Source organism: Streptomyces sp. NBC_00620 (assembly GCF_026341825.1).
Lineage (GTDB): Bacteria > Actinomycetota > Actinomycetes > Streptomycetales > Streptomycetaceae > Streptomyces.
The window spans coordinates 729,257-753,680 of sequence record NZ_JAPENY010000003.1 but is presented as its reverse complement, the minus strand read 5'-3'; the positions used below and the strand labels follow the sequence as shown (position 1 = coordinate 753,680).

Annotated in this window: 17 protein-coding genes; 11 read left to right on the top strand and 6 right to left on the bottom strand. The window is 68.7% G+C overall.

What is annotated here, in order from left to right:
* Positions 1-139 precede the first annotated feature (139 nt).
* From OG246_RS34685 to OG246_RS34670, 4 genes are all read left to right on the top strand, one after another.
* Positions 140-2,113, top strand: a complete 1,974-nt coding sequence (locus tag OG246_RS34685; protein ID WP_266474936.1) for a fibronectin type III domain-containing protein — start codon at positions 140-142, stop codon at positions 2,111-2,113.
* A 52-nt stretch (positions 2,114-2,165) separates the two neighbouring features.
* Positions 2,166-3,206 (top strand): carbohydrate ABC transporter permease, encoded by a 1,041-nt coding sequence (locus OG246_RS34680; protein ID WP_266472580.1) that lies wholly within the window; start codon positions 2,166-2,168, stop codon positions 3,204-3,206.
* Between the two features lie 11 nt (positions 3,207-3,217).
* Positions 3,218-4,153 (top strand): carbohydrate ABC transporter permease, encoded by a 936-nt coding sequence (locus tag OG246_RS34675; RefSeq protein ID WP_266472578.1) that lies wholly within the window; start codon positions 3,218-3,220, stop codon positions 4,151-4,153.
* 67 nt (positions 4,154-4,220) lie between these two features.
* The gene (locus tag OG246_RS34670) at positions 4,221-5,570 is read left to right on the top strand and encodes a sugar ABC transporter substrate-binding protein (RefSeq protein WP_266472576.1); all 1,350 of its coding nucleotides are present in this window, start codon (positions 4,221-4,223) and stop codon (positions 5,568-5,570) included.
* A gap of 94 nt (positions 5,571-5,664) precedes the next feature.
* On the opposite strand, the gene OG246_RS34665 is transcribed toward OG246_RS34670, so the two are convergent.
* From OG246_RS34665 to OG246_RS34650, 4 genes are all read right to left on the bottom strand, one after another.
* Positions 5,665-6,663 carry a sugar phosphate isomerase/epimerase gene (locus OG246_RS34665; protein WP_266472574.1) on the bottom strand — a complete coding sequence of 333 codons (999 nt, stop codon included), beginning with the start codon at positions 6,661-6,663 and terminating at the stop codon, positions 5,665-5,667.
* 42 nt (positions 6,664-6,705) lie between these two features.
* On the bottom strand, positions 6,706-7,905 hold the full coding sequence (locus tag OG246_RS34660) for a Gfo/Idh/MocA family protein (RefSeq protein ID WP_266472572.1): 1,200 nt from the start codon (positions 7,903-7,905) through the stop codon (positions 6,706-6,708).
* A gap of 67 nt (positions 7,906-7,972) precedes the next feature.
* Positions 7,973-8,830 carry a sugar phosphate isomerase/epimerase gene (locus OG246_RS34655; protein ID WP_266472571.1) on the bottom strand — a complete coding sequence of 286 codons (858 nt, stop codon included), beginning with the start codon at positions 8,828-8,830 and terminating at the stop codon, positions 7,973-7,975.
* Between the two features lie 163 nt (positions 8,831-8,993).
* Positions 8,994-10,013 carry a sugar ABC transporter substrate-binding protein gene (locus OG246_RS34650; RefSeq protein WP_266472570.1) on the bottom strand — a complete coding sequence of 340 codons (1,020 nt, stop codon included), beginning with the start codon at positions 10,011-10,013 and terminating at the stop codon, positions 8,994-8,996.
* A 317-nt stretch (positions 10,014-10,330) separates the two neighbouring features.
* Between OG246_RS34650 and OG246_RS34645 the strand changes: the two genes are divergently transcribed.
* Complete coding sequence (locus tag OG246_RS34645) at positions 10,331-11,299, top strand: LacI family DNA-binding transcriptional regulator (RefSeq protein WP_266472569.1); 969 nt, start codon at positions 10,331-10,333, stop codon at positions 11,297-11,299.
* A gap of 14 nt (positions 11,300-11,313) precedes the next feature.
* On the opposite strand, the gene OG246_RS34640 is transcribed toward OG246_RS34645, so the two are convergent.
* Positions 11,314-11,904 (bottom strand): TetR/AcrR family transcriptional regulator, encoded by a 591-nt coding sequence (locus OG246_RS34640; protein ID WP_266472568.1) that lies wholly within the window; start codon positions 11,902-11,904, stop codon positions 11,314-11,316.
* Positions 11,905-12,067: 163 nt separating this feature from the next.
* Between OG246_RS34640 and OG246_RS34635 the strand changes: the two genes are divergently transcribed.
* Positions 12,068-12,520: an iron chaperone gene (locus tag OG246_RS34635; protein WP_266472566.1), complete on the top strand. Its 453-nt coding sequence runs from the start codon at positions 12,068-12,070 to the stop codon at positions 12,518-12,520.
* A gap of 71 nt (positions 12,521-12,591) precedes the next feature.
* Here OG246_RS34635 and OG246_RS34630 read toward each other — a convergent pair whose 3' ends face one another.
* On the bottom strand, positions 12,592-16,671 hold the full coding sequence (locus OG246_RS34630) for a discoidin domain-containing protein (protein ID WP_266472564.1): 4,080 nt from the start codon (positions 16,669-16,671) through the stop codon (positions 12,592-12,594).
* A 341-nt stretch (positions 16,672-17,012) separates the two neighbouring features.
* Here OG246_RS34630 and OG246_RS34625 point away from each other — a divergent pair, with 341 nt between their 5' ends.
* The 5 genes from OG246_RS34625 (at position 17,013) to OG246_RS34605 (ending at position 24,389) form a co-directional block, all read left to right on the top strand.
* The gene (locus OG246_RS34625; RefSeq protein WP_266472561.1) at positions 17,013-19,142 is read left to right on the top strand and encodes a glycoside hydrolase family 27 protein; all 2,130 of its coding nucleotides are present in this window, start codon (positions 17,013-17,015) and stop codon (positions 19,140-19,142) included.
* 115 nt (positions 19,143-19,257) lie between these two features.
* Complete coding sequence (locus tag OG246_RS34620) at positions 19,258-20,547, top strand: ABC transporter substrate-binding protein (protein WP_266472557.1); 1,290 nt, start codon at positions 19,258-19,260, stop codon at positions 20,545-20,547.
* 1 nt (position 20,548) lies between these two features.
* Positions 20,549-21,484, top strand: a complete 936-nt coding sequence (locus tag OG246_RS34615; protein WP_266472554.1) for a carbohydrate ABC transporter permease — start codon at positions 20,549-20,551, stop codon at positions 21,482-21,484.
* A complete protein-coding gene (locus tag OG246_RS34610; RefSeq protein ID WP_266472551.1) occupies positions 21,484-22,332 on the top strand; it encodes a carbohydrate ABC transporter permease in 849 nt (282 codons plus the stop codon). The genes OG246_RS34615 and OG246_RS34610 overlap by 1 nt, the downstream gene beginning before the upstream one ends.
* On the top strand, positions 22,329-24,389 hold the full coding sequence (locus tag OG246_RS34605) for an alpha-galactosidase (RefSeq protein ID WP_266472543.1): 2,061 nt from the start codon (positions 22,329-22,331) through the stop codon (positions 24,387-24,389). The genes OG246_RS34610 and OG246_RS34605 overlap by 4 nt, the downstream gene beginning before the upstream one ends.
* Positions 24,390-24,424: the final 35 nt, after the last annotated feature.

The following is a 24,424-nucleotide window of genomic DNA, read 5'->3' as shown; positions in this document are numbered from 1 at the left end:
GTGCCATTTCAGCGCCGAGATGGAGTAACCCATGGTTCGTCCAGCAAAACCCGCAGATTACGCACGCCACAGACTGCGCCCCAGAGGCATCAGGGAACTCGCCCTGCCCGTTGTCGCCGCAACGATCCTCGCGGCGTCGATGGCGGTGCCGACCGCCGCGTCCGCGGCCACTCCCTCCCCTGCGGGCGGAGGCCAGGGCGCCACACCCATCCTGGCCGCCAAGCCGTACATGGGCTGGAGCAGTTGGAGCCTGGAGTCGACCAAGTACCCCGGCTACGGGGTGCCTTGGCTCACCGAGGAGCACGTCAAGGAGCAGGCCGACGTGATGGCCTCGAAGCTGAAGTCCCACGGCTACGAGTACGTCAACATCGACGCGGGCTGGGCCACCAGCTTCGACGAGTACGGCCGCCCGGTACCGAACAGCGACACGTTCCCCAGCGGCATGAAGTCCCTGGGCGACTATCTGCACGCCAAGGACCTGAAGTTCGGCCTCTACCTGGCGGTCGGCCTCGACCCCGCGGCGTACAACGACGGCAAGACCCCCATCCACAACGCGCCCGGCTGCACGACCGCGGACATCGTCTACCCCGACCTGCGCAAGACCAACGGGTGGAACTACGCGTACAAGATGGACTTCAGCGATCCGTGCTCGCAGAAGTACATCGACTCCCTCGCCGACCAACTGGCCAGCTGGGGCGCGGACTTCCTGAAGGTCGACGGCGTCGGCCCGGGCTCGTGGCAGGGCGACGCGGACCACGACAACACCTCCGACGTGAAGGCGTGGCACACGGCGCTGCAACAGACGGGCCGCCCGATCGAGTTGACCCTGTCCTGGTCGCTGAGCCACACCCAGGCCGACGTGTGGAAGGCCAACTCCAACGGAGCGCGGATCGACACGGACGTCGAGTGCTACTGCGACACGCTGGTGACCTGGAACAACTCCGTCAAGGGACGCTGGAACGACGTCGTCCAGTGGATCGACGACGCGGGCCCCGGCTACTGGAACAACCTCGACGCCCTCAACGTCGGCGTGGGAGCCATGGACGGCATCACCGATGCCGAGAGGCAGAGCTACGCCACCCTGTGGGCGATCGAGTCCGCGCCGCTCTACTCCGGTGACGACCTCACCAAGCTCGACGCGTACGGCCTGTCGCTGCTCACCAACGACGAGGTCATCGCGGTCAACCAGGCGGGCAACCCGGCCAAGCCGGTCGACCAGAACTCCCAGCAGCAGGTCTGGTACGCCCGCAACGCCGACGGCAGCTACACCGTGGCCCTGTTCAACCTGGGGAGCGAGGCCGGCGAGGTCACCGCGGACTTCTCCGACCTCGGCATCAGCGGCAAGGCGTCGGTACGCGATCTGTGGAGCCACAAGAACCTCGGCAACGTCTCCGGAAGCCTCACCGAGACCCTTCCTGCGCACGGCTCCCGGCTGTTCACCTTCACCCCGAAGGGCAGTAGCGCTCCCGGCACCCCGCTCGCCGTGCACGGCACCGCCTCCACCGCGAACAGCGTGTCGCTGGCCTGGGACAAGGTGAACTCCGGCGCTTCACCCGTCACCGGCTACACCGTCTACGCGAACGGCACGAAGGTCGCCACCACCAAGGGCACGGCTACCACCGTCAGCGGATTGCGCGCCGCCACCGGCTACTCCTTCACCGTCGTCGCGAACGACACCAAGGGCAGACGGTCCGCCCCGAGCAAGGCCGTCCCCGTCACCACGCCCGCGGCCGGCGGGCCGACCGGATATGAGGCCGAGGCCTCTGCCAACACCCTCACCGGCAGTGCGAGCGTCTTCGACTGTTCGGGCTGCTCCGGCGGCAAGAAGGTCGGCAACCTCCCGTGGGGTGCCGTGGCGGTCAACAACGTCACCGCGCCCAAAGACGGCACCTACCTGATGAAACTCGACTACGTCGACGGCGACTCCAGCCGGGGGATCGAGATCACCGTGAACGGCAAAACCGTCCAGGTCCCGCTCGCCGGCACCAACGACAACAACTGGGACACCGCGCAGACCATCACCATGCCCATCGAGCTGAAGGCCGGCAGCAACTCCCTGACCTTCACCAACCCTGTGGACTGGGCGCCCGACATCGACAAGATCACCGTCTGACTCACGCTCACCGTTCCACCCGCTCTACGCACCACACGCAAAGGAGAGTGCCGTGGTGGTCACATCCAAGGGCAACCACACGACGCCGGTGAAACCATCGTCCGGCGCAGCCGGGGCGGCGGTCACCACGGCCACCTCACTGCTCACGAAGAAGGACGGTCGGCCCGCGAAGGGCGGCAAACTCGCGAAGGTACGACGGTCCACGCCCACCAGGTCGTTCGCGGCCCGCCGCAGGGACCTGCCCGTCGCGCTGCTGCTCATCGTCCCGTCGGTCGTCGGCTTCCTGGTCTTCTACGCCTATCCGACCTTCCGCGGGATCTACCTCAGCTTCACCGACTTCCGCGTACTGTCCCCGCCGAGCTGGGTGGGCCTGGAAAACCTCCGGACGATGGTGCACGACGACGTCTTCTGGCAGTCGCTGTGGGTCACGGTCTACTTCGTACTTCTGTCGGTGGTCTTCGGCACGCTGATGTCGCTGTTGACGGCGGTGGTGCTGCACCGGGTCACCCGCTCCTCGACACTGCGCGGCGTCATCCTGCTGCCCTTCCTCATCTCCAACGTGATCGCCGCGCTGGTGTGGCAGTGGATGCTCGACCCCACGATGGGGATCATCAACATCGCGTTGGAGCACCTGACCGGGCAATCCATCCTGTTCCTCGGCAGCGGCGACTGGGTGGTCCCCGCCATCGCCGCGATCAGCGTCTGGAAGTGGATGGGCTACTACGCCCTGCTGATCTTCGCCGGCCTGCAGACCATCCCGCCGACCATCTACGAAGCCGCCCGGGTCGACGGCGCCAGTGAGTGGCAGATGTTCCGCCGCCTGACCGTGCCCCTGCTGCGCCCGATCCTGGCGATGGTCGTCGTGCTGACCGTCATCAACTCCTTCCAGGTCTTCGACATCGTGCAGGTCACCACCAAGGGCGGTCCGGCCCACGCCTCGAACGTGCTGCAGAAGTACATCTACGACAAGGCCTTCAGCCAGTTCGACTTCGGCTACGCCGCCACTATGTCGCTGGCCCTGTTCGCCCTGCTCATCACGGTCACCTTCACCCAGCTACGACTCGCCCGCGCCAACGAATCCGATCTGAACTGAAGGAAACCGTCATGGCCCTCACCCTCGCACCCACGCGCAACGGGCAGCGCCCGGATGCCCCGAGCCGGTTCCGCAAAGCCTCGCCCGGCCGGATCGCGGCGTGGACGTACCTCGCGGTCGTCATGGCCGTCACGCTCTTCCCGTTCTACTGGATCCTGCGCACGGCGCTGTCCAACAACTACCTCCTTTCGACCGACCCTTCCTCGCCGCTCCCGGTCGGCTTCACCTGGGGGGCCTTCGAACGCGCCCTCGGTATCGCCTCCGCCGCCGAGGCCCAGGCTCAGGGAGGCTCGGGCGCCTCCCTCGACATCGCCCTGTTCCTGCGCAACTCCCTTGTCTACGCGACCACTCAGACCTTCCTGATCGTGCTGTTCTCCGCCGCGGGCGCCTACGCCTTCGCCCGGTTGCACTGGCGCGGCCGCGACCTCGTCTTCAACATCCTCATCACCGCCCTGATGGTTCCGACCGTCTTCACGCTGCTGCCGAACTTCGTGATGATCAAGGACCTCGGGCTGCTGAACTCGTTCGCCGGGCTGATCCTGCCCGGGGGGCTCTTCCAGGCGTTCACGCTGTTCTTCCTGCGGCAGTTCATGCTCGGGCTCAGCAGCGAGATCGAGGAAGCCGCGATCATCGACGGCGCCGGGCCACTGCGGATCTTCTTCCGGATCATCCTGCCCATGTCGTCCGCTCCGATCGCGACCGTCTCACTGCTGATGTTCGTCAACGCCTGGAACGACTACTTCTGGCCGCTGCTCGTCACCAGTTCCCAGGACGTACAGCCGTTGACGCTCGGCCTCGGCGTGTTCAAGCAGTCCTCGCCTCAGGCCGCCCCCGACTGGGCCGGACTGATGGCCGCCGCCCTCATCGCGGCGCTGCCGATCCTGTTGATCTTCGTCGCCTTCGGCAAACGCATCGTCAACTCCATCGGCTTCAACGGCCTCAAGTAAGGGCTCGAGTAGGGCCTCAAGTACGGGCTCAAAAGCCGAACTGCCCCAGAAAGCGAAAGAAGGAATCATGAGAGTTCGCAAGGTCGTGGCGCTGGGCGCTGCCCTCACCCTGACCGCCGTGGTCTCCGCCTGCTCCTCGGGCTCGGACTCCGGCTCCGGTTCCCAGACCGTCAACTGGTGGACCTGGGACGACAAGCAGGCCGCCGCGTACGAGGTCTGCGCGACGGACTTCGAGAAGGCCAACCCCGGCGTGACCGTGAAGATCTCGCAGTACGCCGTCGCCGACTACTTCACGAAGCTGACCGCCGGGTTCGTCGCGGGCAACGCCCCCGACGCCTTCCAGGACAGCATCACGTACTTCCAGGAGTACGCCGACCAGAACCAGTTGCTGGCGCTGGACGACTTCATCAAGAAGGACAGCTTCGACCTGTCCCGCTTCTCCGTCGGCGTGGACTCGTGGAAGTACACCGACGGCAAGCAGTACGGCCTGCCGCTGGACTGGGCCGCGACCGGCATCTACTACAACGCCGACATGCTCACCGACGCGGGCTACAGCAAGGCGGACGTCGACACGCTCAACTGGAACCCCGACGACGGCGGCACCGTGGGCAAGATGATCGCCCACCTGACGTTGGACACCGAGGGCCGCCGCGGCGACGAGCCCGGGTTCGACAAGAACCACGTCAAGACGTACGGCTTCGGGCAGATAGCCGCCAAGGACTTCCTGGGCGACACCACCTGGAGCTCCTTCGTCTCCACCACCGGCTGGCGGCTGAGCAACAAGCCGAGCTGGCCCACGACCCTGAACTACGACGACCCGACGTTCATCAAGACGATGGACTGGGTCCGTTCCCTCGTCGAAAAGGGATACGCGCCGGCGATCGGGACATTCACCGACAGCGTCTCGGACGTCGACCTGATCTCCTCCGGCAAGATCGCCATGGAGACCGGCGGCTCCTGGTCGGCATCCACCTTCACCAAGATCCCGGGCGTCGAGGTCGGCATCGCGCCCACCGTGCTCGGCCCCGACGGCAAGACTCGCGCGGTGTTCAGCAACTCCAACGGCAACAACATCTGGGCGGGCACCAAGGACCCCGACCTGACCTGGAAGTGGGTCTCCTACATGGGTTCGGAAGCCTGCCAGTCCAAAGCGTCGCTGACCGGCACCTTCTTCCCGTCCATCCCCGCTTCCATGGAGGCCTCCGCGGAGGCCCTCAAGGCCGAGGGCGTCGATCTGTCGGTGTTCACCGACATGCTCAACAACAAGGTCCTCTACCCGGCCCCGAGCCTCACCAACGGTGCAGCCCTGGAGGCCGAGTTCGAGCCGCTCTTCGAGGCGTACTTCGCCGGGGAGAAGGGCGACAGCATATTCAAGGACATGCAGAACCAGAGCAAGACCATCCTCGCCGAGAAATGACACACCGTCACTGTCGGCGCTGCACGGCCGGAGGTGCCCAAGTACCGCACGTCCGGCCGTAGCTCAGGAAGGACCCGCCGTACTCCCCCGCGGATTACAGAGCGGCCGCCGCGCTGTGCAGGTTCTTGGCGGCCAGGGCGAGTCCCTCGGTCTGGGAGTAGGCGGCGTCCTCGTGCTCGATGTTGACGGCCATGTCCGGGTCGATTTCGGCGAGCGCGCGCAGAAACTCCGTCCAGTAGGGGACGTCGTTTCCGACACCGACGGCGACGAACTTCCACGCCGGGTTTTCCGGCCAGGCGTTGCACCAGAACCCGTAACCGGTCGGCACCTTGCCGGGCGCGTCGGCGGGCACGCGGGTGAACGACGTGTCCAGTACGCCACGGATGTCCGCGCCGGGGCAGAGCGTCGCGTCCTTCGCGGCGGCGTGGAACACCAGCGGGCCCAGCCACTTGATGGAGGCGACGATGTCCATGCCCTGCCACATCAGATGCGAGGGGTCCATCTCGGCGCCGATGTTCGTCGTGCCGGCCTCGTCGACGAGCCGCTTCAGGGTGACCGGGGAGAACACCAGGTTGTGCGGGTGCATCTCGATGGCCACCCGCACGCCGTTCTCCCGGGCCAGCGCGTCGATCTCCTTCCAGAACCCGACGGCCACTCCCCACTGGTAGTCCAGGACGTCCATGTAGACGCCGTCCCACGGATTCACCACCCATGAGGGGTACTTGGCGTCGGGGTCGGAACCCGGTGTGCCGGACATGGTCACAACATGCTTCACGCCGAGCAGGCCCGCGAGGCGGATGGTGCGGCGCAGGTCGTCGGCGTGCTTCGGGCCGACCCCCGGGAGCGGGTTGAGCGGGTTGCCGTTGCAGTTGAGCCCGGTCAGTTCCATGCCGCGGTCGGCGAAGGCCGCCAGGTACTCCTCGCGGGCGGTGGCCGAGGACAGCAGCAGGTCGACCGGGCAGTGCGGGGAGGGGATGAAGCCGCCGGTGTTGACCTCGACAGAGGTCAGACCGTTCTCCTTGAGGATGTCGAGGGCTTCGGGGAGAGGGCGGTCGTGCAGGCAGGCGGTGTAGGCGCCGAGCTTGAGGGCCATGTGCGTACTCCTTCGATACGGCGGAAACGGCGATGCGGATGGTCAGGCGGAGGCCGGCGGAACCGGCGTGAGCGCGCCGCCGTTGCGGGAGGAGTCGACGACCGCACGGATGATCTCCATGGTCCGCAGCGCGTCGGCGAACGTGGCGCAGGCCGGCAGCGGCTCGGCGACGCCCGCGACCTGATCGAGGAAGGCCCGGGCCTGGTAGGTGAAGTTGTCGGCGTTGCCGGCGCCCACGCCCGGCGCATCCATCGGGACCCCGCCCGCGAAGTACGGCAGCTGTGGGCCGGCGATGATCTGCCGGGCGCCGCGCGTACGGGCCTCGGGCTGGGCGTCGTCCAAGAGGTATTCGGCGGGCCGGTGCTGGTCGAACGCGGCCCGGCCGCCCACACCCAGGACGTCGAAGGCGAGTCCGTTGGGCAGGCCGAAGCCGGTGCGGGTCACCGAGAAGGTGCCCACGAGCCCGGACTCGAAGCGGGCGGTGAAGGACGCGGTGTCCTCGTTCTCCACCTCGCCGAACTCGTCGGAGACGGGAGCGCCGTTGTGCCCGACGACCGCGCCGAGCGGCAGCGGCCGCTTGGGGATCTGCGTCGAGAGGAAGGCGCCGGAGACGGACACGATGGGACCGGCGACGTACTCGGCGGCGTCGATGATGTGCGAGCCGACGTCCCCGAGCGCGCCGGAACCGGCACCGCCCTTGAACCGCCAGCTCAGCGGCCCGTTCGGGTCGGTCGCGTAGTCGCACCAGTAGCGTCCGCTGAACAGGGTGAGATCGCCCAGCTCACCGTGGAGCACATGGTCACGGATCCCGGCGATGCCGGGGGACCGCCGGAAGGTGTACCCGACGGCGGTCACGACATCGGCGGTGCGCTCCAACTCGGCCATCGCGCGGGCGTCTTCGAGCGACCCGGCCAGTGGCTTCTCGCACAGCACGTGCTTGCCCGCGGCGACCAGCGCCTCCGCGATGGGGCGGTGCAGTGCGTTGCCGACGACGATGCTGACGGCGTCGATCGTGGGGTCCTCGACGACGGCTTCCCAGCTGGGGAGCGCCTTCTCGTAGCCGTAGCGGCGGGCGGCGTCCTCACCGAGCTCGACGTTGGCGTCGGCTATCGCGGCCAGGCGGACGGGCGGCAGACCGGCACCGAAGACCGTGTTGACGTTGCGGTATCCGGCGGCGTGGCTGCGGCCGGCCATGCCGGCTCCGATCACCGCGACGGAGATCGGCTTGCTGCGCGTGGTCATGGTGTGTCCTTGGGGGAGGGATCGGCAGATCTCAGCCGGAAGTGGGGAAGTTGAAACCGGCGTTCCGTCAGGACCAGGTCGCCAAGTATTCGTTGATCTTCTTGCGCATGAACACCGAGGACTCCTTGGCCCGTTCCTCCCAGGCGAAGACGCAGGCGGTGAGGGTGCCGTCGAAGCCGTGTGCGCGCAGTTCGCGGAAGAGCTCGTCGAAGTCGACCTCGCCCTGGCCGATGTCCAGGTGCTGGTGGACCCGGGCCGTCGTGCCGGGCGGGTTGAGGATGTAGCGGTTCCCGGAGGACGCGGTGTGGTCGAGGGCGTCGGCCAGATGGACGTGGGTGAGCAGGTCCCCGGCGTACTGGATGATGCCGGGGGCGTCGTTGCCGATGTGGAAGGTGTGCGGGGCGCAGTAGAGGAAGCTGACGTTGGGATGGTTGATCCCGCGGATCAGGTTGACGGCGTCGTAGCCCTTCTCGATGAAGTCGTCCGGGTGCGGTTCCAGCGCGAGGCGGATGCCCTCCCGCTCAAGGAGCGGCAGCAGTTCGTCCAGCGAGTTCCAGAACTGCGCCTCGCTGCGGCCGGGTTGCTCGGGGCGGCCGTTGAACTCGGAGATCATGCTGTCCACGCCGAGGTCGGCGGCGATCTGTATGGAGCGCTTCCAGTACCGTACGGCCGCCTGCCGGTCGTCCTCGTCGGGACCGGACCAGCGGAACAGCGGCAGCAGGGAGGAGATGCCGACGCCTGCCGCGTCCAGCGCCTTGCGGAACCTGCGAACGGTGGCGTCGTCGACGCGTGGGTGCCGGAAGAACGGGATGAAGTCCTCGCGGGGGGACAGCTCGATCCACTCGTAGCCCAACTCGGCAACCACAGCGGGAAGTTCGAGCAACGGGACGTTACGGATCATGTAGGGATCCAGGGCGATCTTCATGACGGTGCCTTCTGGTGTGTCAGTGGGGGCGGCGGCCGATCGGCCACGGGACGGGCGAGCAGTCCAAGCGCCAGGGAGCGCCGCGCGGCCCGCCCGTCGGTCTTCCCGGAGCCGGGAGCCGGCGGCGTGATCGCCGCCGGCCCGGCCTGCTGAGCCGTGCTGGTCACCGAGTGCCCTTCGCGGCGAACTCGGCGACGCTGGCGACGTTGGACTTGTCGACGAAGGCCGGTCCGGTCAGCACGGGTGCCTCGCCGCCACCGCTGTAGTTGCCGTTCGTCTTGTAGAGCCACAGCGAGTCCACCGCCAAGTAGCCCTGGAGGTAAGGCTGCTGGTCCACGGCGAACTGGATGGTGCCCTTGCTGATGGCGCTCGTCAGGTCCTTGTTGAGGTCGAAGGTGGCGACCTTCGCCTTGCTGCCCGCGTCGGACACCGACTGCACCGCGGTCAGTGCGATCGGAGCGCCCAGGGTGACGACCTCGTCGATGGAGCTGTCCTGCGTGAGCTTGGCGGTGATCGTCGACTTCACGGACGGCATGTCGGTGCCGTTGACGTAGAGGATGTCGGTCTTGCCGCTGAAGGTCTTCTTCACACCGGCGCAGCGCTCTTCGAGATTGACGTCGCCCTGGGCCTGGATCACGCACAGCGCGTGCTTCGCGCCGGTGCCGTTGATCTTGTCCCCGAGCGCCTGACCGGAGACGGACTCGTCCTGGCCGAAGAACGACAGCAGGCCCTGCTGCTTCCACACGCCAAGGCCCGCGTTGAGGCCGACGACCGGGATGCCGGCCTTCTCGGCCTTGGCGACCACGGCCTTCAAGGCGTCCGGCTTGGCCAGGGTGACGGCGATGCCGTCGACCTTCTGGTCGATTGCGTTCTGCACCAGGTTGGCCTGGTCGCCCGCGGTCTCGTCGTTGGTGTAGATGAGCTTGATGTTGTCCTTGGCGGCGGCGGCCTCGGCGCCCTTGCGGATGGTGTCCCAGAAGGTGTCGCCGGAGGGTGCGTGGGTGACCATCGCGATCGTCATGCGGGGGGTGTCGGCCTTGCCCGCCGAGACGTTGCCGGCTTCCTCTTCTGCGTTCTTGCCGCCGGAGCTGCTGGAACAGCCCGCCAGGACCAGGGCGGCCGCGGCGGCCACGGCGGCGACGGAGACGAGTCTGCGGGTACGAGGACGAGACGTGCGGTTCATGGTGCACCTCACTGTGCGACTGGAAGCGACGGGAAGGGGGATGGGGATCGCCGGTCGTGGGTGGGCCGGGTGGCCGCGACGGCCTCGGTCGGGGCTGCGGGAAGCGGGTGGGGAGGATGATCCGGTGCCGCGCTCACGAGCTGACTTCGTCGGTACAACAGGACAATTTAAAGCGCTTTAAGTTCTGGTACTATCAGCCTTGTTTCGCGAGCGTGTCAAGGGTGTTGCGCGAGGAGATTGCCCGGGGAGGCACAGTGGTGGATGTGGGTTCCGCGGGTCATGGGAACGGCACGCACAAGCGCCCCAGGCTGGAGGACGTGGCCGCTCGGGTGGGTGTGTCCACGGCGTCGGTGTCCCTGGTGCTGCGGGGTGTGCCCGGTCCGAGTGAGCGGACCAGGCAGCGTGTCCTCAAGGCGGCAGCCGACCTCGGCTACCAGGTGGACCGCACCGCCAGCATGCTGGCCAGCCGACGGACCCGGCTGCTCGGAGTCATGGTCGACATCCACAGCCCCTTCCACGCCGAACTGGTCGAGCACCTGCACACGGCCGCCGAGGAGGTCGGGTACGACCTCGTCCTGAGCACCCTGACCCGCACCCGCGACGAACACACCGCCGTGGAGACGTTGCTCGCGTTCCGCAGCGAAGCCCTGATCCTGCTCGGTCCCACCGCCCCGGCCGACACGCTCGCGGCCCTCGACCGCAAGTCACCCGTGATCGCCGTGGGCCGCCGGATAGCCGATGTCGGCCTGGACGTCGTGCGCACCGCGGACGACGAAGGTGTCGGCCAGATCGTCGACCACCTGGCCGGCCTCGGTCACCGCGAGATCGTCTACGTCGACGGCGGCAAGGGCGTCATCGCCACCGACCGCCGGCGCGGCTACCGTACGGCCATGCGTCGCCATGGCCTCGACGAGCACATCCGGGTCCTGACCGGAGACCACACCGAAGCGGCCGGCGAACGCGCCGCCCGCCACCTCCTCGGCGGCACCGAACTGCCCACCGCCGTCGTGGCGTTCAACGACCAGAGTGCCATCGGTGTCCTGGCCGCCCTCGGGCGCGCCGGTGTCGCCGTCCCGGGCGAGGTCTCGGTGGTCGGCTACGACGACGACACGCTCTCCCGGCTGAGCTGCTTCAATCTCACCACCGTCAGTCAGAGCGCCCAGGAGCAGGCCAGGCACGCGGTGACCGCCGCCGTCGAACGCCTCGACCAGGACCGCACCGAACCCCGCGAAGTCGTCCTCACCCCACGCCTGGTCGTCCGCGGGACCACCGCGGAACCTGCCTGAGGCGCCTTCGAGTCCTAGTCGGTGGTTCCATACGCGGCCATGAACATGTCCAGCAGCCCGTCGACCGCGTACTCGTCGATGGGGCGGGTCGACAGCAGGCTGCGGTAGTACAGCGTGCCGCACAGCACCTCCGCGGCGAATTCCAGGTTCGCTTCCGCGGACAGTTCACCGGTGCGCTGGGCGCGGGTGATCCGGTCCAGAGTGCGCTGCTCGACGGTGACCAGGAACCGTTCGTGCAGGGTCGCCCGCAGGGTGGAATCGGCCTGCGCCTCGGCGATGACCGCGCGGTAGACGGGGCCGATCGGCGGGCTGGAGAGGGCGCGGCCCGAGCGCAGGAACTGTTCGCGCAGATCCGCGCGGACGTCCCCGGTGTCGCGGTAGCCCAGGTCGCTGGTCCACGCGCGGCTGAGCGCGTCGAGCAGCAGTGTCGGCATGGACGGCCAGCGCCGGTAGATCGTGTGTTTTCCGACCCCGGCTCTTCGGCCGACCGCCTCGATGCTCAGGCCTGCGTAGCCGACCTCCGCGGCCAGTTCGAGGGTTGCCTCCAGCAGCTCTTCGGTGCGCGCGGCGCCTCGGCGCCTCGGCGTGGCGGGTGGGTCGGTCATGTCGCCACCCTAACGGCACGCAGCGTGCCGTTGACAATCCGGGAGGGCTCCGCGCAATATTCAGCCATGATCGGCACTGTGCGTGCCGATGGGGGTGTGGCGGCAGGTCGCCACCCACGCACCCAAGATGCAGCACATCAGGTTCTCAAGGGGGAGATCTGCCATGAGCAGCACCGAAAGCAGCAAGCACGAGGGATTCTCGGCCGAGGAGCGGGCCGCGATGAAGGACCACGCCCAAGAGCTGAAGAAGGCGGCCCGCCGCACCTCGCGCGCGGACAAGGCGGCTGAGGCTGAGCGGGACGTACTCGCGAAGATCGCCGAGATGCAGGACTCGGACCGGATCATGGCCGAGCGCGTCCACGCGGTCGTCAAAGCCGGCGCCCCGGTCCTCGAGCCGAAGCTCTGGTACGGAATGCCCGCCTACGCGCTGGACGGCAAGGTCGTGTGCTTCTTCCAGAGCGCGGAGAAGTTCAAGGCGCGCTACGCGACGCTCGGGTTCAGCGACCTGGCGAAGCTGGACGAGGGCTCGATGTGGGCGGCCGGGTTCGCCCTGACCGAGGTGACGGCCGAGGTGGAGGCGCGGATCAGTGCGCTCGTGCGGCAGGCGGTGAGTTGAGGTACACCCGATGTACGGGCGGTGCTGCCGGGAGGGTGGGAACTCCCGGCAGCACCAGCCGTTCCTAGGGCCTAGGGGCGCGCCATCGCGGAGGGGCTGTTGTACGCCTCGGCCTTGAGCAGCGGATGGTGTGAGGGCAGGGCCTGGGCGGGCCAGGACAAGGTGACGGTCTGTGACTCGCCGGGCAGCAGCCACAGGTAGTTGTGGCTGTAGAGCGTCGGCAGCACGCGATCGCCGGTCGTGTTGTCCAGCAGGGACAGCCGGACCATGGAGGCGACGGCCGCGCCGCGGTTGCGGATGGTGGCGGTCAGCTCGTGACGTGCCCCGGAACGGGACAGGCGTGTCACCGTCGCGGACAACTTCGCCTGCGGCGCCGTGGTCAGAGCCTCCATGGCGGCCGGAGTGCGATAGCGCCAGTAGGTGTTGTGCGACAGGACGCGGCCGGAACCGTTCTCCAGAGTCAGGCGCAGGAGGTGCAGGTCGGGCAGGTCGTCGGTCCAGGCGGCGGTGAACGCCTTCGCGGTGGCGGCCGGCGCCACGTCCAGTCGGGCGCTGTCGGCGGCGCGGAGTTGGCGGCCCGACAGGTCGAGCAGTCGCGCGGTGACGGTGGCGTTCTTCAGGTCCTTCCGAGTGTGGTTGACGGCGAGGACCTGTCCCTTGGGGTCGGCCTGGACGTGCAGGGGCTCGCAGGCCGTGCGGGCGCCGTAGTAGGTGCCGTTGACGTCGAAGTCGTAGTCGTAGGTCTGCCAGACCGTGCTGTGCCAGGCCGGGTGGGACATCCACAGCATGAGGCCGCTGGCGTTGTCCCACAGGTTCGCGTTCCATGCCTCGAACATGGCGCGGGTGTTCTCGTAGTTGACGAACTGGGCCTTGCGCGCGAAGTCGTCCAGGTCTTCGGCCTCTCCGAGGCGGGCTTCGACGGCGGCCTTGTACGTCTGGGGTGCCTGGTTCCCGCGCTCGCTCCAGTCGTGGTAGTACCACGCTCCGCGTATCGGCCACTCGGGTTCGTCGCCCGTCATGTTCCGCATGCTGGCGGCGGTGGAGACGACGGGCATGCCGATCTCGGTGTGGAAGCCGAAGTCCTTGCTGCCGTACGTGGACGGATCGAAGTACTTGTCCGGCTCGACCCATCCGTACGGTCCGCCGCCGGTGATGATCCCCCCGGCCGAGTTGTTCTGGTAGAGGATGCCGGGGACCTGCTGTTCGACGGCCTCGCGCATGCCCTTGTCGATGGCGGCCGGCGGGTTGCCCTCGTTGGCTCCGCACCAGATGACCACGCTGGGGTGGATGCGGTAGCGCAGGACGGTGTCCCGCGCGATCGAGTTGTAGGCCTCGTGGTCCGGCGGGTCCATGGCCCACGCGTTGGGGAAGTCGTTCCACACCAGGATCCCGTGCTCGTCGCAGGCGGCGAAGAACTCCTTCCGGTCGCAGGTGCCCACCCAGTTGCGGATCATGGTGAAGTTCATGTCGCGGTGCATCCGTACGGCCGCGTCCATGCGCTCCGGCGGCATCCGGCGCAGCAGTTCGTCCCAGCCCCAGTTGCCGCCGCGGGCCAGGACCCGTACGCCGTTCACGCTGATCTTCAGCGGGTCGGGGGTGTTGGACACGGACTTCACGTCGGTCCAGGTGTCCGCGTCGTCGGACACCTGGATCACGTAGGTCTTCGGGTAGGCGGGCTCCCAGAGGATCGCCACCCGGTCGAACTTCTTCGCGGAGCCCAGGTCGACCTGGATCCACTGGTGGTCCTCGTACTGGGAGGACCAGCGGGTTCCCGCATCGCCGTCGGTGGCGTGGGCGGCCGGGTGGTCGGACTCCTCGGTGGAGGCGGTCGCCTTCTGGCGCAGGGCGAGGTCGGTTCCGGGCACGGCGCTGTCGATGACGCCGAGGGACCACAGCGAGTTGCCCCAGCTCGTGTTGCGCACCCCGCAGGCGATACGGACGTAACGGGCGGTGCGCGGAGCGAACTCCTCCACCTGCAGGCTGGCGTTGCCGCTGTTGAAGGGCAACGGCACCGCGCCGTTGTCCACCGACGCCACGTCGGTCCAGTCGGCGTCGTCGGCGGAGACCTGCACCAAGTACGTCTTGGCGTATGCCTGTTCCCAGGTCAGGTCGACCCGGTCGAAGGACTGCGGGGACCCCAGGTCGACCCGGATCCACTGGTCGTCCTCGTAGGCCGAGGACCAGCGGGTGGCGGGATCGCCGTCGGTCACGTTGGCCGGGCCGTGGTCGTCACCGTCCTTGGTCGACGCGTCGGCGGGTGCGTGCAGGGCGAGGTCGACGGAGGGCCGGGCGCTGTCGGACACGGCCAGGGTCCACAGCGAGTTGCCCCAACCGGAGGCCCGGGTCAGGCACTTGATGCGTACGTAGCGGGCCTGCTGCCGGTCGAAGGTCACGGACTGGGTGTAGGCGTCGCCGGATGCGGTGAACGGCAGCGGCACCTCGTACTCGTAGCCGAACTGGCGGATGCCGAACCGGGTGCTGCGGCGGTCGCTCTCGGCGCCGTCGAGCGACGCGACCAGGGTGAGATCGTGCAGGGCGGGGTCGCCGAGCCCGTTGGGCCACCACAACTCGGGGTTGCGCAGCCGCAGTCGGCCGAAGGCGTCGGGGGTGAACGTGACGTCGATGCTTTCGCCGGCCGGCACGGTGACGACCTTGGACACTCGTACGCCGTCGAAGGCCGCGGAGACGGTCGCCCTGTGGTCGGCGGTGTCGGCGTTGCGGACCGGGACGACGATGGTCAGCTCGGCGACCGACACGTCGGGCAGGTTCGGCAGGAGGGTGTCGACTCGAGGATCGCCGATCAGGACATGGCCGGTGGACCTCAGCCGGACGTGGTTCCAGATCCCGGCGGCCCGGTCGCGTACCGCGGGCATCCAGTCCCAGCCCGAAGAGGCCAGGTAGGTGGGGGAGTTGAGGTTCATCTGGTTGGCGCCCGCGTCCACCCAGGCCTCGCCGGCGGGGCCCTTGTCACCGGGGCTGCCGGGCACCGGCATCGGCGTGATCTTCACCGCGAGCGCGTTCGCGCCGCCCGTCGAGAGCAGCTTGGTCACGTCGTGGGCCGAGCGGGCGAAGGGGTACGTCAGGTCGCCCACCTGCTGACCGTTGAGCCAGATGTCGGCCTTGTGGTTGATGCCGTCGAACTCGAGCCAGATGCGGCGCCCGGCTCCGGTGCGCAGACCGCGTGGCAGGTCGAAGTCCCGCTTGTACCACCACGCGTGCCGCGACAGGGCTTCGGGGACATGGAGGTTGTTCAGTCCGGCGACGGGATCGGGCAGCTTGCCCTGTTCCACGAGTGAGGCCAGGACCGTGCCGGGAACGGTGGCCGGCAGCCAGCTGCTCGTGTCGACCGTCGTCTTCGACAGGTCCTTGCCTTCGGCGTCGGCCCAGTCGTCCAGGGTCAGCCGCCAGCCGGACTCCACCGGCACCGTGCCGTCGTCGGCCACCACGAGCTTGGGCGCGGGTCCGGAGTGCGTGCCCCAGTCCGTCCAGCCGGTGGCCGACGGCCGGTGCCCCTTGGGGCTGCCGTAGACCTCGAAGGCGTTGAGGCCGAGTGGATTGGGGTTGGAGTGCCTGCGCGAGGTCATCCGCACCCAGCGCGCGGTGACCGGGCGCGGGAGCTGGATGTTCACCACTCCGCCGGTGCCCGCCGTCGTGCGGTACACGCTGGTCCAGGACGTGCGATCGGTCGATGTCTCGACCACGTACTCGACCGCGTAGCTCGACTGGATCTCCTTGCCCGTGGTGCCGTTGGCCGGATTGCCCGTGGTGGGGGGAGTGAACACCGGGTCGGCGGCATCGGCTTCGAACGTGAGGCGGATCCACGTGACCTCGCAGGCGGCCTGCAGGTCGATCGAGATCCACTGTGAGTCACCCGCGGCGGCTCGCCAGCCGCTGCCCCGCACTCCCGGCGAGGCGAGCCGGTCGACCACGAACGAGCCCGGGGTGGGCGCGTAGGCCGTCGAAGAGACCGTGACGGGGCGGTAGAGCGCCAGTTCACGGGGTGTGGCGGGCGCGGCCGACGTGTCGGTGCCGGCAGCGGCGGCGGTCGACGCGGGCAACAGGGAACCAAGTCCGAACCCCGCCAGCAGGGTTGAGCCCGTGGTGACGAGGGAGCGTCGCGAGAGGCGTGGCGAGCTCGACTGATCTGTCATGAGCGTGATGTCCCATCAAAAGACAGCGGCGCGGGCCGGATACGACACGGCGCATGTGATGCCTACGGCTTGACAACGTTGCCAAAGGCTGTGACGTGAGGGGAGTTCTGTCAACCCCTGGTGCAGTTTTCGTCTCATGAGGCCGGGCCGGCGATGGGTGTTCTGCGCACGGGGCGGGGCGCCACGGCACCCGTCGGCAGCCTCTTTCTATTAAATTAGGAATTAATATTGACAGGGTTTCGGCCGCACGCCACAGTCTTCGCCGTGACGTCGACGGCCCCCCTGCCGCAGCCAGCGGCCCGCGTCACGTCCTCATGCTTCCCAACCCTCGGGAGAGGCAAGTGACTTCACACCCGCAGGTCCGCACACCCGCGGCATCGAGACTGACCCGCCGTGCCACCGCGGTCGCGATCGCGACGGTACTGGCGGTGACCGCGGCCCCGACGGCCACGGCGCAGACCGCCGTCGACCAGGGCGCGCCCGAGTACTACGACAGCGGTCTCGCGCCCACGCCCTACATGGGCTGGAACACGTACTACGGGCTTGGCGCACCCACCGAAGAGCAGGTGCGCTCCGTCGCGGACGAGCTGGTCAGCAGCGGTCTGCGCGACAGTGGCTACGACATCGTGTGGCTGGACGGAGGCTGGCAGGCCGACAATCCACGTGACGCGAACGGGCGGTTGGTCGCCCATCCGGACCGCTTTCCCTCCGGCATCCCGGCGTTGGTCTCCTACCTCCACAAGCGTGGCCTGAAAGCGGGCATCTACACCGACGCCGGCGCCTACGACGGCGGCAAGACCTGCGGCCTCGGCAGCAGAGGCCACTACGAGGAGGACGCCCGGCAGTTCGCCGGCTGGAAGATCGACGCGGTCAAGGTCGACTTCCTGTGCGGGATCGGCGCCAAGCTCGATCCGGGCCCGGCCTTCAAGGAGTTCAGCGACGCGGTGGCCAAGTCCGGCCGGAAGATGCTGCTGAACCTGTGCAACCCGCTCACCGACGACTGGGGCCTGCCGCACACGCCCGAGCAGGACGCGCACAACACGTACGTCTATGCCCCGACGATCGCCGATTCCTGGCGTACCGGCACGGACATCGCCTGGGGCACCCCGAGCCCCGGACAGTGGCCCAACGTGCTGCGCAACATGGACGCCAACGCCTGGCACCCGGAGGCGCAGGGGCCGGGCCACTACAACGACCCGGACTACCTCATCCCCATGCGGAAAATGGCCGACGGCACCGTCGAGTTGACGCAGGAGGAGTCCACCACGCAGTTCGTGATGTGGGCCGAGATGGGCTCGCCCCTCGTCCTCGGATCCGACCCGCGCACCCTGTCGGACCCGATGATCGAGACGCTGCGCAACCCGGAGATCATCGCCGTCGACCAGGACCCCCTCGCCATCCAGGGCGTACGGGTGGCCAGTGACTCCGTCGGCGACGTCTACAGCAAGGTTCTCGCGGGTGACGGGCGTCGCGCGGTCGTGCTGCTCAACCGCTCCGACACGCCTGTCGAACGCACAGTGCAGTTCGCCGATGTCGGGCTCGGCGGGCCGGTCCAGGTCCGCGACCTGCGGGCACGCGCCGATCGCGGCGCGCACACAGGGTCGTACACCGTCGAAGTCCCCGCGCACGGCACCGCGTTCCTGAAGCTGACCGGGGCGGACGCCCTGCCCGGTACGAGTCTGGGCGTGAAGGCCACGGCGAGCCCGGCCGTCGTCCGAGACGGTGACACGCTGACCACCTTCCTGCGAGGCCCGCAAGGCTCGCTCGTCCAGCAGGCCGACGGCAGGACGAGGGACCTCGGCGGTCCCACGAAGGGCAGGATTCTCGGCCAGCCCGCCGCGTACGCCTCGGCCGGCGGCCGGATCGATGTCTTCGTGCGCGGCACCGACTCGCGGGTGTACCGGCGGGTCTTCGCCGACGGCCGCTGGGGCGCGTGGCAGAGCCTGGGCGGCCGGGTGACCGACGCGCCGTCGGTGGCGTTCACCGACCCCGGGCACTGGACGCTGTTCGCCACCGGCTCCGACGGACAGGTCGTGCAGCGCGGACCGTCGACCGGATGGTCCTCGCTCGGCGCACCCGGTGACCGGCCGGTGTACGGGCGGCCGTCGGCCGTCGTCGACTCCCAGGGGCGGGTCCACGTGGCCGTACGCAGCGCGGCGGACGACGTGTGGACGCGGTCCCGGGAGGCGTCGGGGGAGTGGTCGCAGTGGACGTCGCTCGGCGGGACCGTCGGCGGCAGCCCGACGCTGGTCGCCGTGGGGGATGCCGTGGTGCTGTACGCGCGGGCCTCCGACTACACGCTCTGGCAGCAGCGGTACGAGAACGGTGCCTGGCAGGGCTGGACCAAGCGGCAGGAGTTCCCCAGCGCGGCCTTCGACGGCGCGCTCGGAGCGGTGGCCGGGCCGGGCGGCACGGTCGACGCGGTGTACCGCGGAGTCGACGGCTACGTGCACCGGACCCAGTTCAAATAAATTAGTAATTATTCTTGACGTGGCGTGAGTGCCACGCGAATCTGGATCAGCGCGAGCGGGGCCCGGCCGTCAGGAGGGCCTGCCCCGCCCGCGCGGGATCCACAGGGAGCCATTCATGACGAACTACCAGTCCAGCCGACGCCGGTTCCTCGCCGGACTCGGTGCCGCCGGGACGACGGCACTGCTCAGCGGCTGTGTCACCGACACCTCCTCCAGCAAGAGTTCCTCGAAGGGCGCGGTGACCCTCCAGTCCAACCTCTCCGCCCCGCAGGCCAAGGCCGCGATGGAGGACCTCGTCGCGGCGTTCGCCAAGAAGGGGTCCGCGCGCGCCAGCCTCAACACGGTCGCCGCGGAGACCTACCGCACCCAGCTGCCGACGTACCTCACCTCGGGCAACCCGCCGGACGTGTACACCTGGTACCCCGGTTCGGTGGCGGACGCCTACGCCAAGAAGGACCTGCTGCTCGACCTCGACGAGGTCTGGAGCTCCTCGCCCGACCTCAAGGGCTACTCCAAGGCGCTGAACTCGCTGTGCACCGCGAGCTCCGGCAAGAAGGTCTTCGTCCCCGCCACCTACTACTGGTGGGGCATGTTCTACCGGAAGTCCAACTTCGCCAAGTGGGGCGTGAGCGAGCCCAAGAGCTGGGACGACTTCCTCGACCTGTGCGACAAGCTCAAGAGCAAGGGTGTCGCCCCGATCGGCCTTGGCGCGGGCGGCGGAACGGCCTGGGTGGCCTCGGCCTGGTTCGACTACCTCGACATCCGTATCAACGGCGCCCAGTACCACCGCGAACTCCTGGCCGGGAAGCACCGGTTCGACGACCCCGAGGTCCGCAAGGTCTTCGACCGCTGGCAGGAGGTGCTGCCGTACTTCGACCCGGACGGCGCCGCCGTCGCCTTCCAGGACGCGACGACCTCCCTGCTCAACGGCCGCAGCGGCATGATGCTCATAGGCACCTTCTTCGCCGACGCGGCGCCCAAGGACGCCCTGGACGACATCGACTTCTTCCGCTTCCCCATCATCGACGCGAAGGTCCCGCTCGCCGAAGAGGCGCCCACCGACGGCTACTTCGCCAGCGCCCGCACCGGCCGCCGCGACCAGGTCGTCGACCTGATGAGCTACCTCGCCACCGCCGAGTCCCAGGAGATCTACATCAAGGGCTCGTCGGGCACCGTCCTGCCGTGCAACCCGAAGGCGAAGGACTCCGGCACCGCCCTGGTCAAGAAGGGCCGCGCGCACATCGAGGAGGCCGCCGAGATAACCCAGTTCTTCAACCGGGACTCCAGCGACGCCCTCCAGCCCACCGCGGACACCGCGCTGACCAAGTTCCTGGCCAAGCCGAAGGAGATCGGCAGCATCCTCACCGACTGGCAGCGCGACGCCGAGAAAATCTGGAACGCGTGACATGGCTGTTCTGACCGCGCCCGACCGGAAGTCCCCGGCCCCGCCTTCGCCTCGCGGCAGGCGGACCGGGGGCCCCCGCCGTACACCCCCGCTGGTGCTCGCGTTCGTCCTCGTCCCGCTCCTCGTCGAGGCAGTGTGGGTGTTCTGGCCCGCTGTGCAGGGCTTCTACCTCGCCCTCACCCGCTGGGACGGTGTCTCCGCACCGCAGTTCGTCGGCCTGGACAACTTCCGGGAGATGGCCCACGACGAGGTCTTCCGCAGCGCGGCCGGCCACACCGTGCTGTGGCTCGTGCTCTTCGGCGGCCTGTCCGCCCTGCTGGGCCTGGCCGCCGCGCTCCTCCTCCAGCAGGAGCGGCGCGGCGTCGGCTTCTACCGCGCGGCCCTGTTCCTGCCCGTCGTCTTCTCCCTGGTCGCCACCGCCCTCGTCTGGCAGGCGGTCTACCAGCCCGACGGCGTCCTCAACCAACTCCTCGAATCCGTCGGCCTGGGCAACCTGCGCCACGCCTGGCTCGCCGACCAGGACACCGCCCTGTACGCGGTGATCGTCCCCGCCCTGTGGCGCCAGATCGGCTACGTCATGGTCCTCTACCTCGCCGGCCTCAAAGGCATCGACCCGGCGCTGTACGAGGCGGCCAAGGTCGACGGCGCAAGCGCCTGGCAACGCCTCCGCCACGTCACACTGCCCCAACTCCGCAGTGTCAACGCGGTCGTTCTGTCGGTCATCGTCATCGACTCGCTGCGCTCCTTCGACGTCGTGTGGTCGCTGACCCGCGGCGGCCCCTACCACTCGTCCGAGCTGCTGAGCACCTACATGTACTCAACCGCCTTCCAGTCCCTGCGCCTTGGCTACGGCTCCGCACTCGCCGTCGTCATCTTCGCGCTGGCCTTCGGCGTCATCTGCTCCTACCTCGTCCGCGCGTTCCGGGAGGCCGACTGATGTCCGCCACTTCCACGGCCCTGCGCCGCAAGCGGGCCGCGACCGCCGGATTCCACCTGGGCGCCGGCGCGCTGTCCCTCCTGTGGCTACTGCCCATCGCCCTGGTCCTGGTGACCAGCCTGCGCTCCTTCGACGACATCGCCGCGCACGGCCTGGGCAGTTGGCCGCAGTCCTTCACCCTCGGCAACTACAGCCAGGCCTGGGTCGACGGCGGCCAGCAGCGCGCCCTGATCAACAGCCTGCTGGTCACCCTGCCATGCGTCGCGGTGACACTCGCGCTGGCCGCCATGGCCGCCTTCTCGCTCAGCCGCTACGAACTGCCCTTCCGGCGCTCCCTGTTGCTGCTCATGCTCGGCGGCAATCTGCTCCCGCCACAGATCCTGCTCATCCCGGTCTCCAAGCTCAGCGAGCTGATGGGCGTCTTCGACACCCTGCCCGCGCTGATCGGAGTACAGATCGGCTTCGGAGTCGGCTTCTACGTCTTCGTCCTGCACGGCTTCATGCGCTCCATACCGGCCGAGATCCAGCAGGCGGCAGTCGTCGACGGCGCCGGACCGTGGCAGATCTTCTGGCGGATCATCCTGCCGCTGACCCGCCCCGCCCTCGCGGCCCTCAGCGCGCTGTCCTTCACCTGGATCTTCAACGACCTGCTCTGGGCTATCACCGTGCTGCGCAGCGACACCAAGATGCCGATCACCGCGGCCCTCATCGGACTTCAGGGACAGTACGTGTCGATGTGGAACGTGATCGCCGCCGGTTCCGTCATCGCCGCCGTGCCCACCGTGGCCGTATTCCTGCGGTTCCAGCGGCACTTCGTGGCCGGGCTCAACCTGGGAGCGGTGAAGTGACGTACCAGCGCTGGACCTTGCGCACGGAGAACACCAGCTACACCGTGCGCCTGTCGCCGGACGGACAGTGGGCCGAACTCGACGCGTGGGGGCCGCTCGGGGTCGAGGACGGCCCGTCCGCCCTTGACCGGTCGAGGCGTACGCACTTCATCACGCCCGCCGACGCGGCGCCCGCCGAGTATCTGCCGTACGGGCTACGGCCGTTCACCGGATCCGAGCTGCTGGCCTCGCGGCCGGACGAGGCGCCGGGAGTGTGGTGGGAGTTCGCCGGGGCGGAGGAGGAATCGGGCGCGCTGCGCCTCACCTTCAGCGACGAGCTCCTTGGCCTGCGTACCGTCCTGTGCTACGAACCCGTACCGGGCACGGACGTGATCCTGCGCTGGACCGAGTTCACCGCCACGGAGGAACTGCGTCTGGAGCGGCTCGACTCGGCCGCCGTGAACATCCCCGTCACCGGAGCCGCCCGCCTGACGTACCTGACCGGTCAGTGGTCGCAGGAGTTCCAGCGCACCCAACTCGACCTGACCAGAGGCACGTTCACCATGGGAAGTCTTCAGGGCGCGCCCGGACACGCGTACGCTCCCTGGCTCGCCGTACAGGACGGGGAGGCGGAGGCCGCCTACGGCATCGCCCTCGAATGGCCGGGCAACTGGCACATCACCGCGGAGGCCGAGCCGGGCGGCAGCGTGCGCGTCCGAGCCGGACGGGTCCCGCACGAGGGCGTCGTACACCTGGCCCCTGGCGACACCCTCACTACCCCCCGTCTCGCCTGCGCCTTCAGCCCCGACGGGCTCGACGGCCTCTCCCGTGTGTGGCACCGCTACGAACGCCACCTCTCGGGCGAGCGGCTGCATCGTCCCCGCAAGGTCCTCTACAACTCCTGGGAGGCCACCGGCTTCGACGTCGACGCGGCCGGCCAACTGGAGCTGGCCAAGCTGGCCGCCGACATCGGCGCCGAAATGTTCGTCGTCGACGACGGCTGGTTCACCGGGCGGGCCGACGACACCGGGGGACTGGGCGACTGGTTCCCGGATCCGGCGGCGTTCCCTCGGGGCTTCGGCCAATTCGTGCAGGACGTAAGGGCGTTGGGGCTGGACTTCGGCCTGTGGGTCGAGCCCGAGGCCGTCAGCCCGAAGAGCCGCCTCTACGCCGAACACCCCGAGTGGGTCTACCGGATCGAGGGCCGCCCCACCCGCCTGGTCCGCAACCAACTGCTGCTCGACCTGGGCCGGACCGACGTCCAGGACTTCGTCATCGGCACGCTCGACAGGCTCCTCACCGACCACGCCGTCGGCTATCTGAAGTGGGACATGAACCGCCCGCCCACCGAGCGCGGACGCCCCGGTGCCGGCCGTGCCGACCTGGACGCGGAGCATGTCGCCGGGTACCTGCGCGTCCTGGACCACCTGCGCGCCGCCCATCCCGAGGTCACCGTCGAGGGCTGCGCGGGCGGCGGCGGACGCATCGAGCACGCGACCATCGCCCGCACCGACGTGGTGTGGCCCAGCGACAACACGGCCCCGCTGGACCGACTGTCCATCCAGCACGGCTTCCTGCACGCCCACGCCCCGCACGTCATGAGCTCCTGGGTCACCGACGCCCCCGGACTCTTCGACCCGCGCCCGCGCAGTCTCGCCTTCCGCTTCGTCAACGCCATCTGCGGGGTGCTCGGCATCGGCGCCGACCTGCGCGCCTGGACACCGGAGGAGCGGGCCGAGGCCGCCGGGTGGATCGCCCGGTACAAGGAGGTGCGGGACGTCGTCCACCAGGGAGAGACCCGGCTCCTGGGCACGCCGGACGACAGCACCTGCGGCGTGCAGTACGACCTCGACGACCGTACGGTCGTCGCCGCGCTCGGCACCGGTCGGCTCGACGGGGCTCCACTTCTGCCCGGACGGCCCGACCGGCTGCGGCTGCGGGGCCTGGACCCGGCGGCGCGCTACCACGACACCGCGACGGGGACGACGTACAGCGGAGCCCATCTGCTCCACTACGGGCTGCCGTTCGTGTGGAGCGCCGAGCGCGACGCCGAGCTGGTGGTGCTGATACGCCAGTAGGACCGCATATGTTTCCCTCGTCCCTCCGGCAAAGG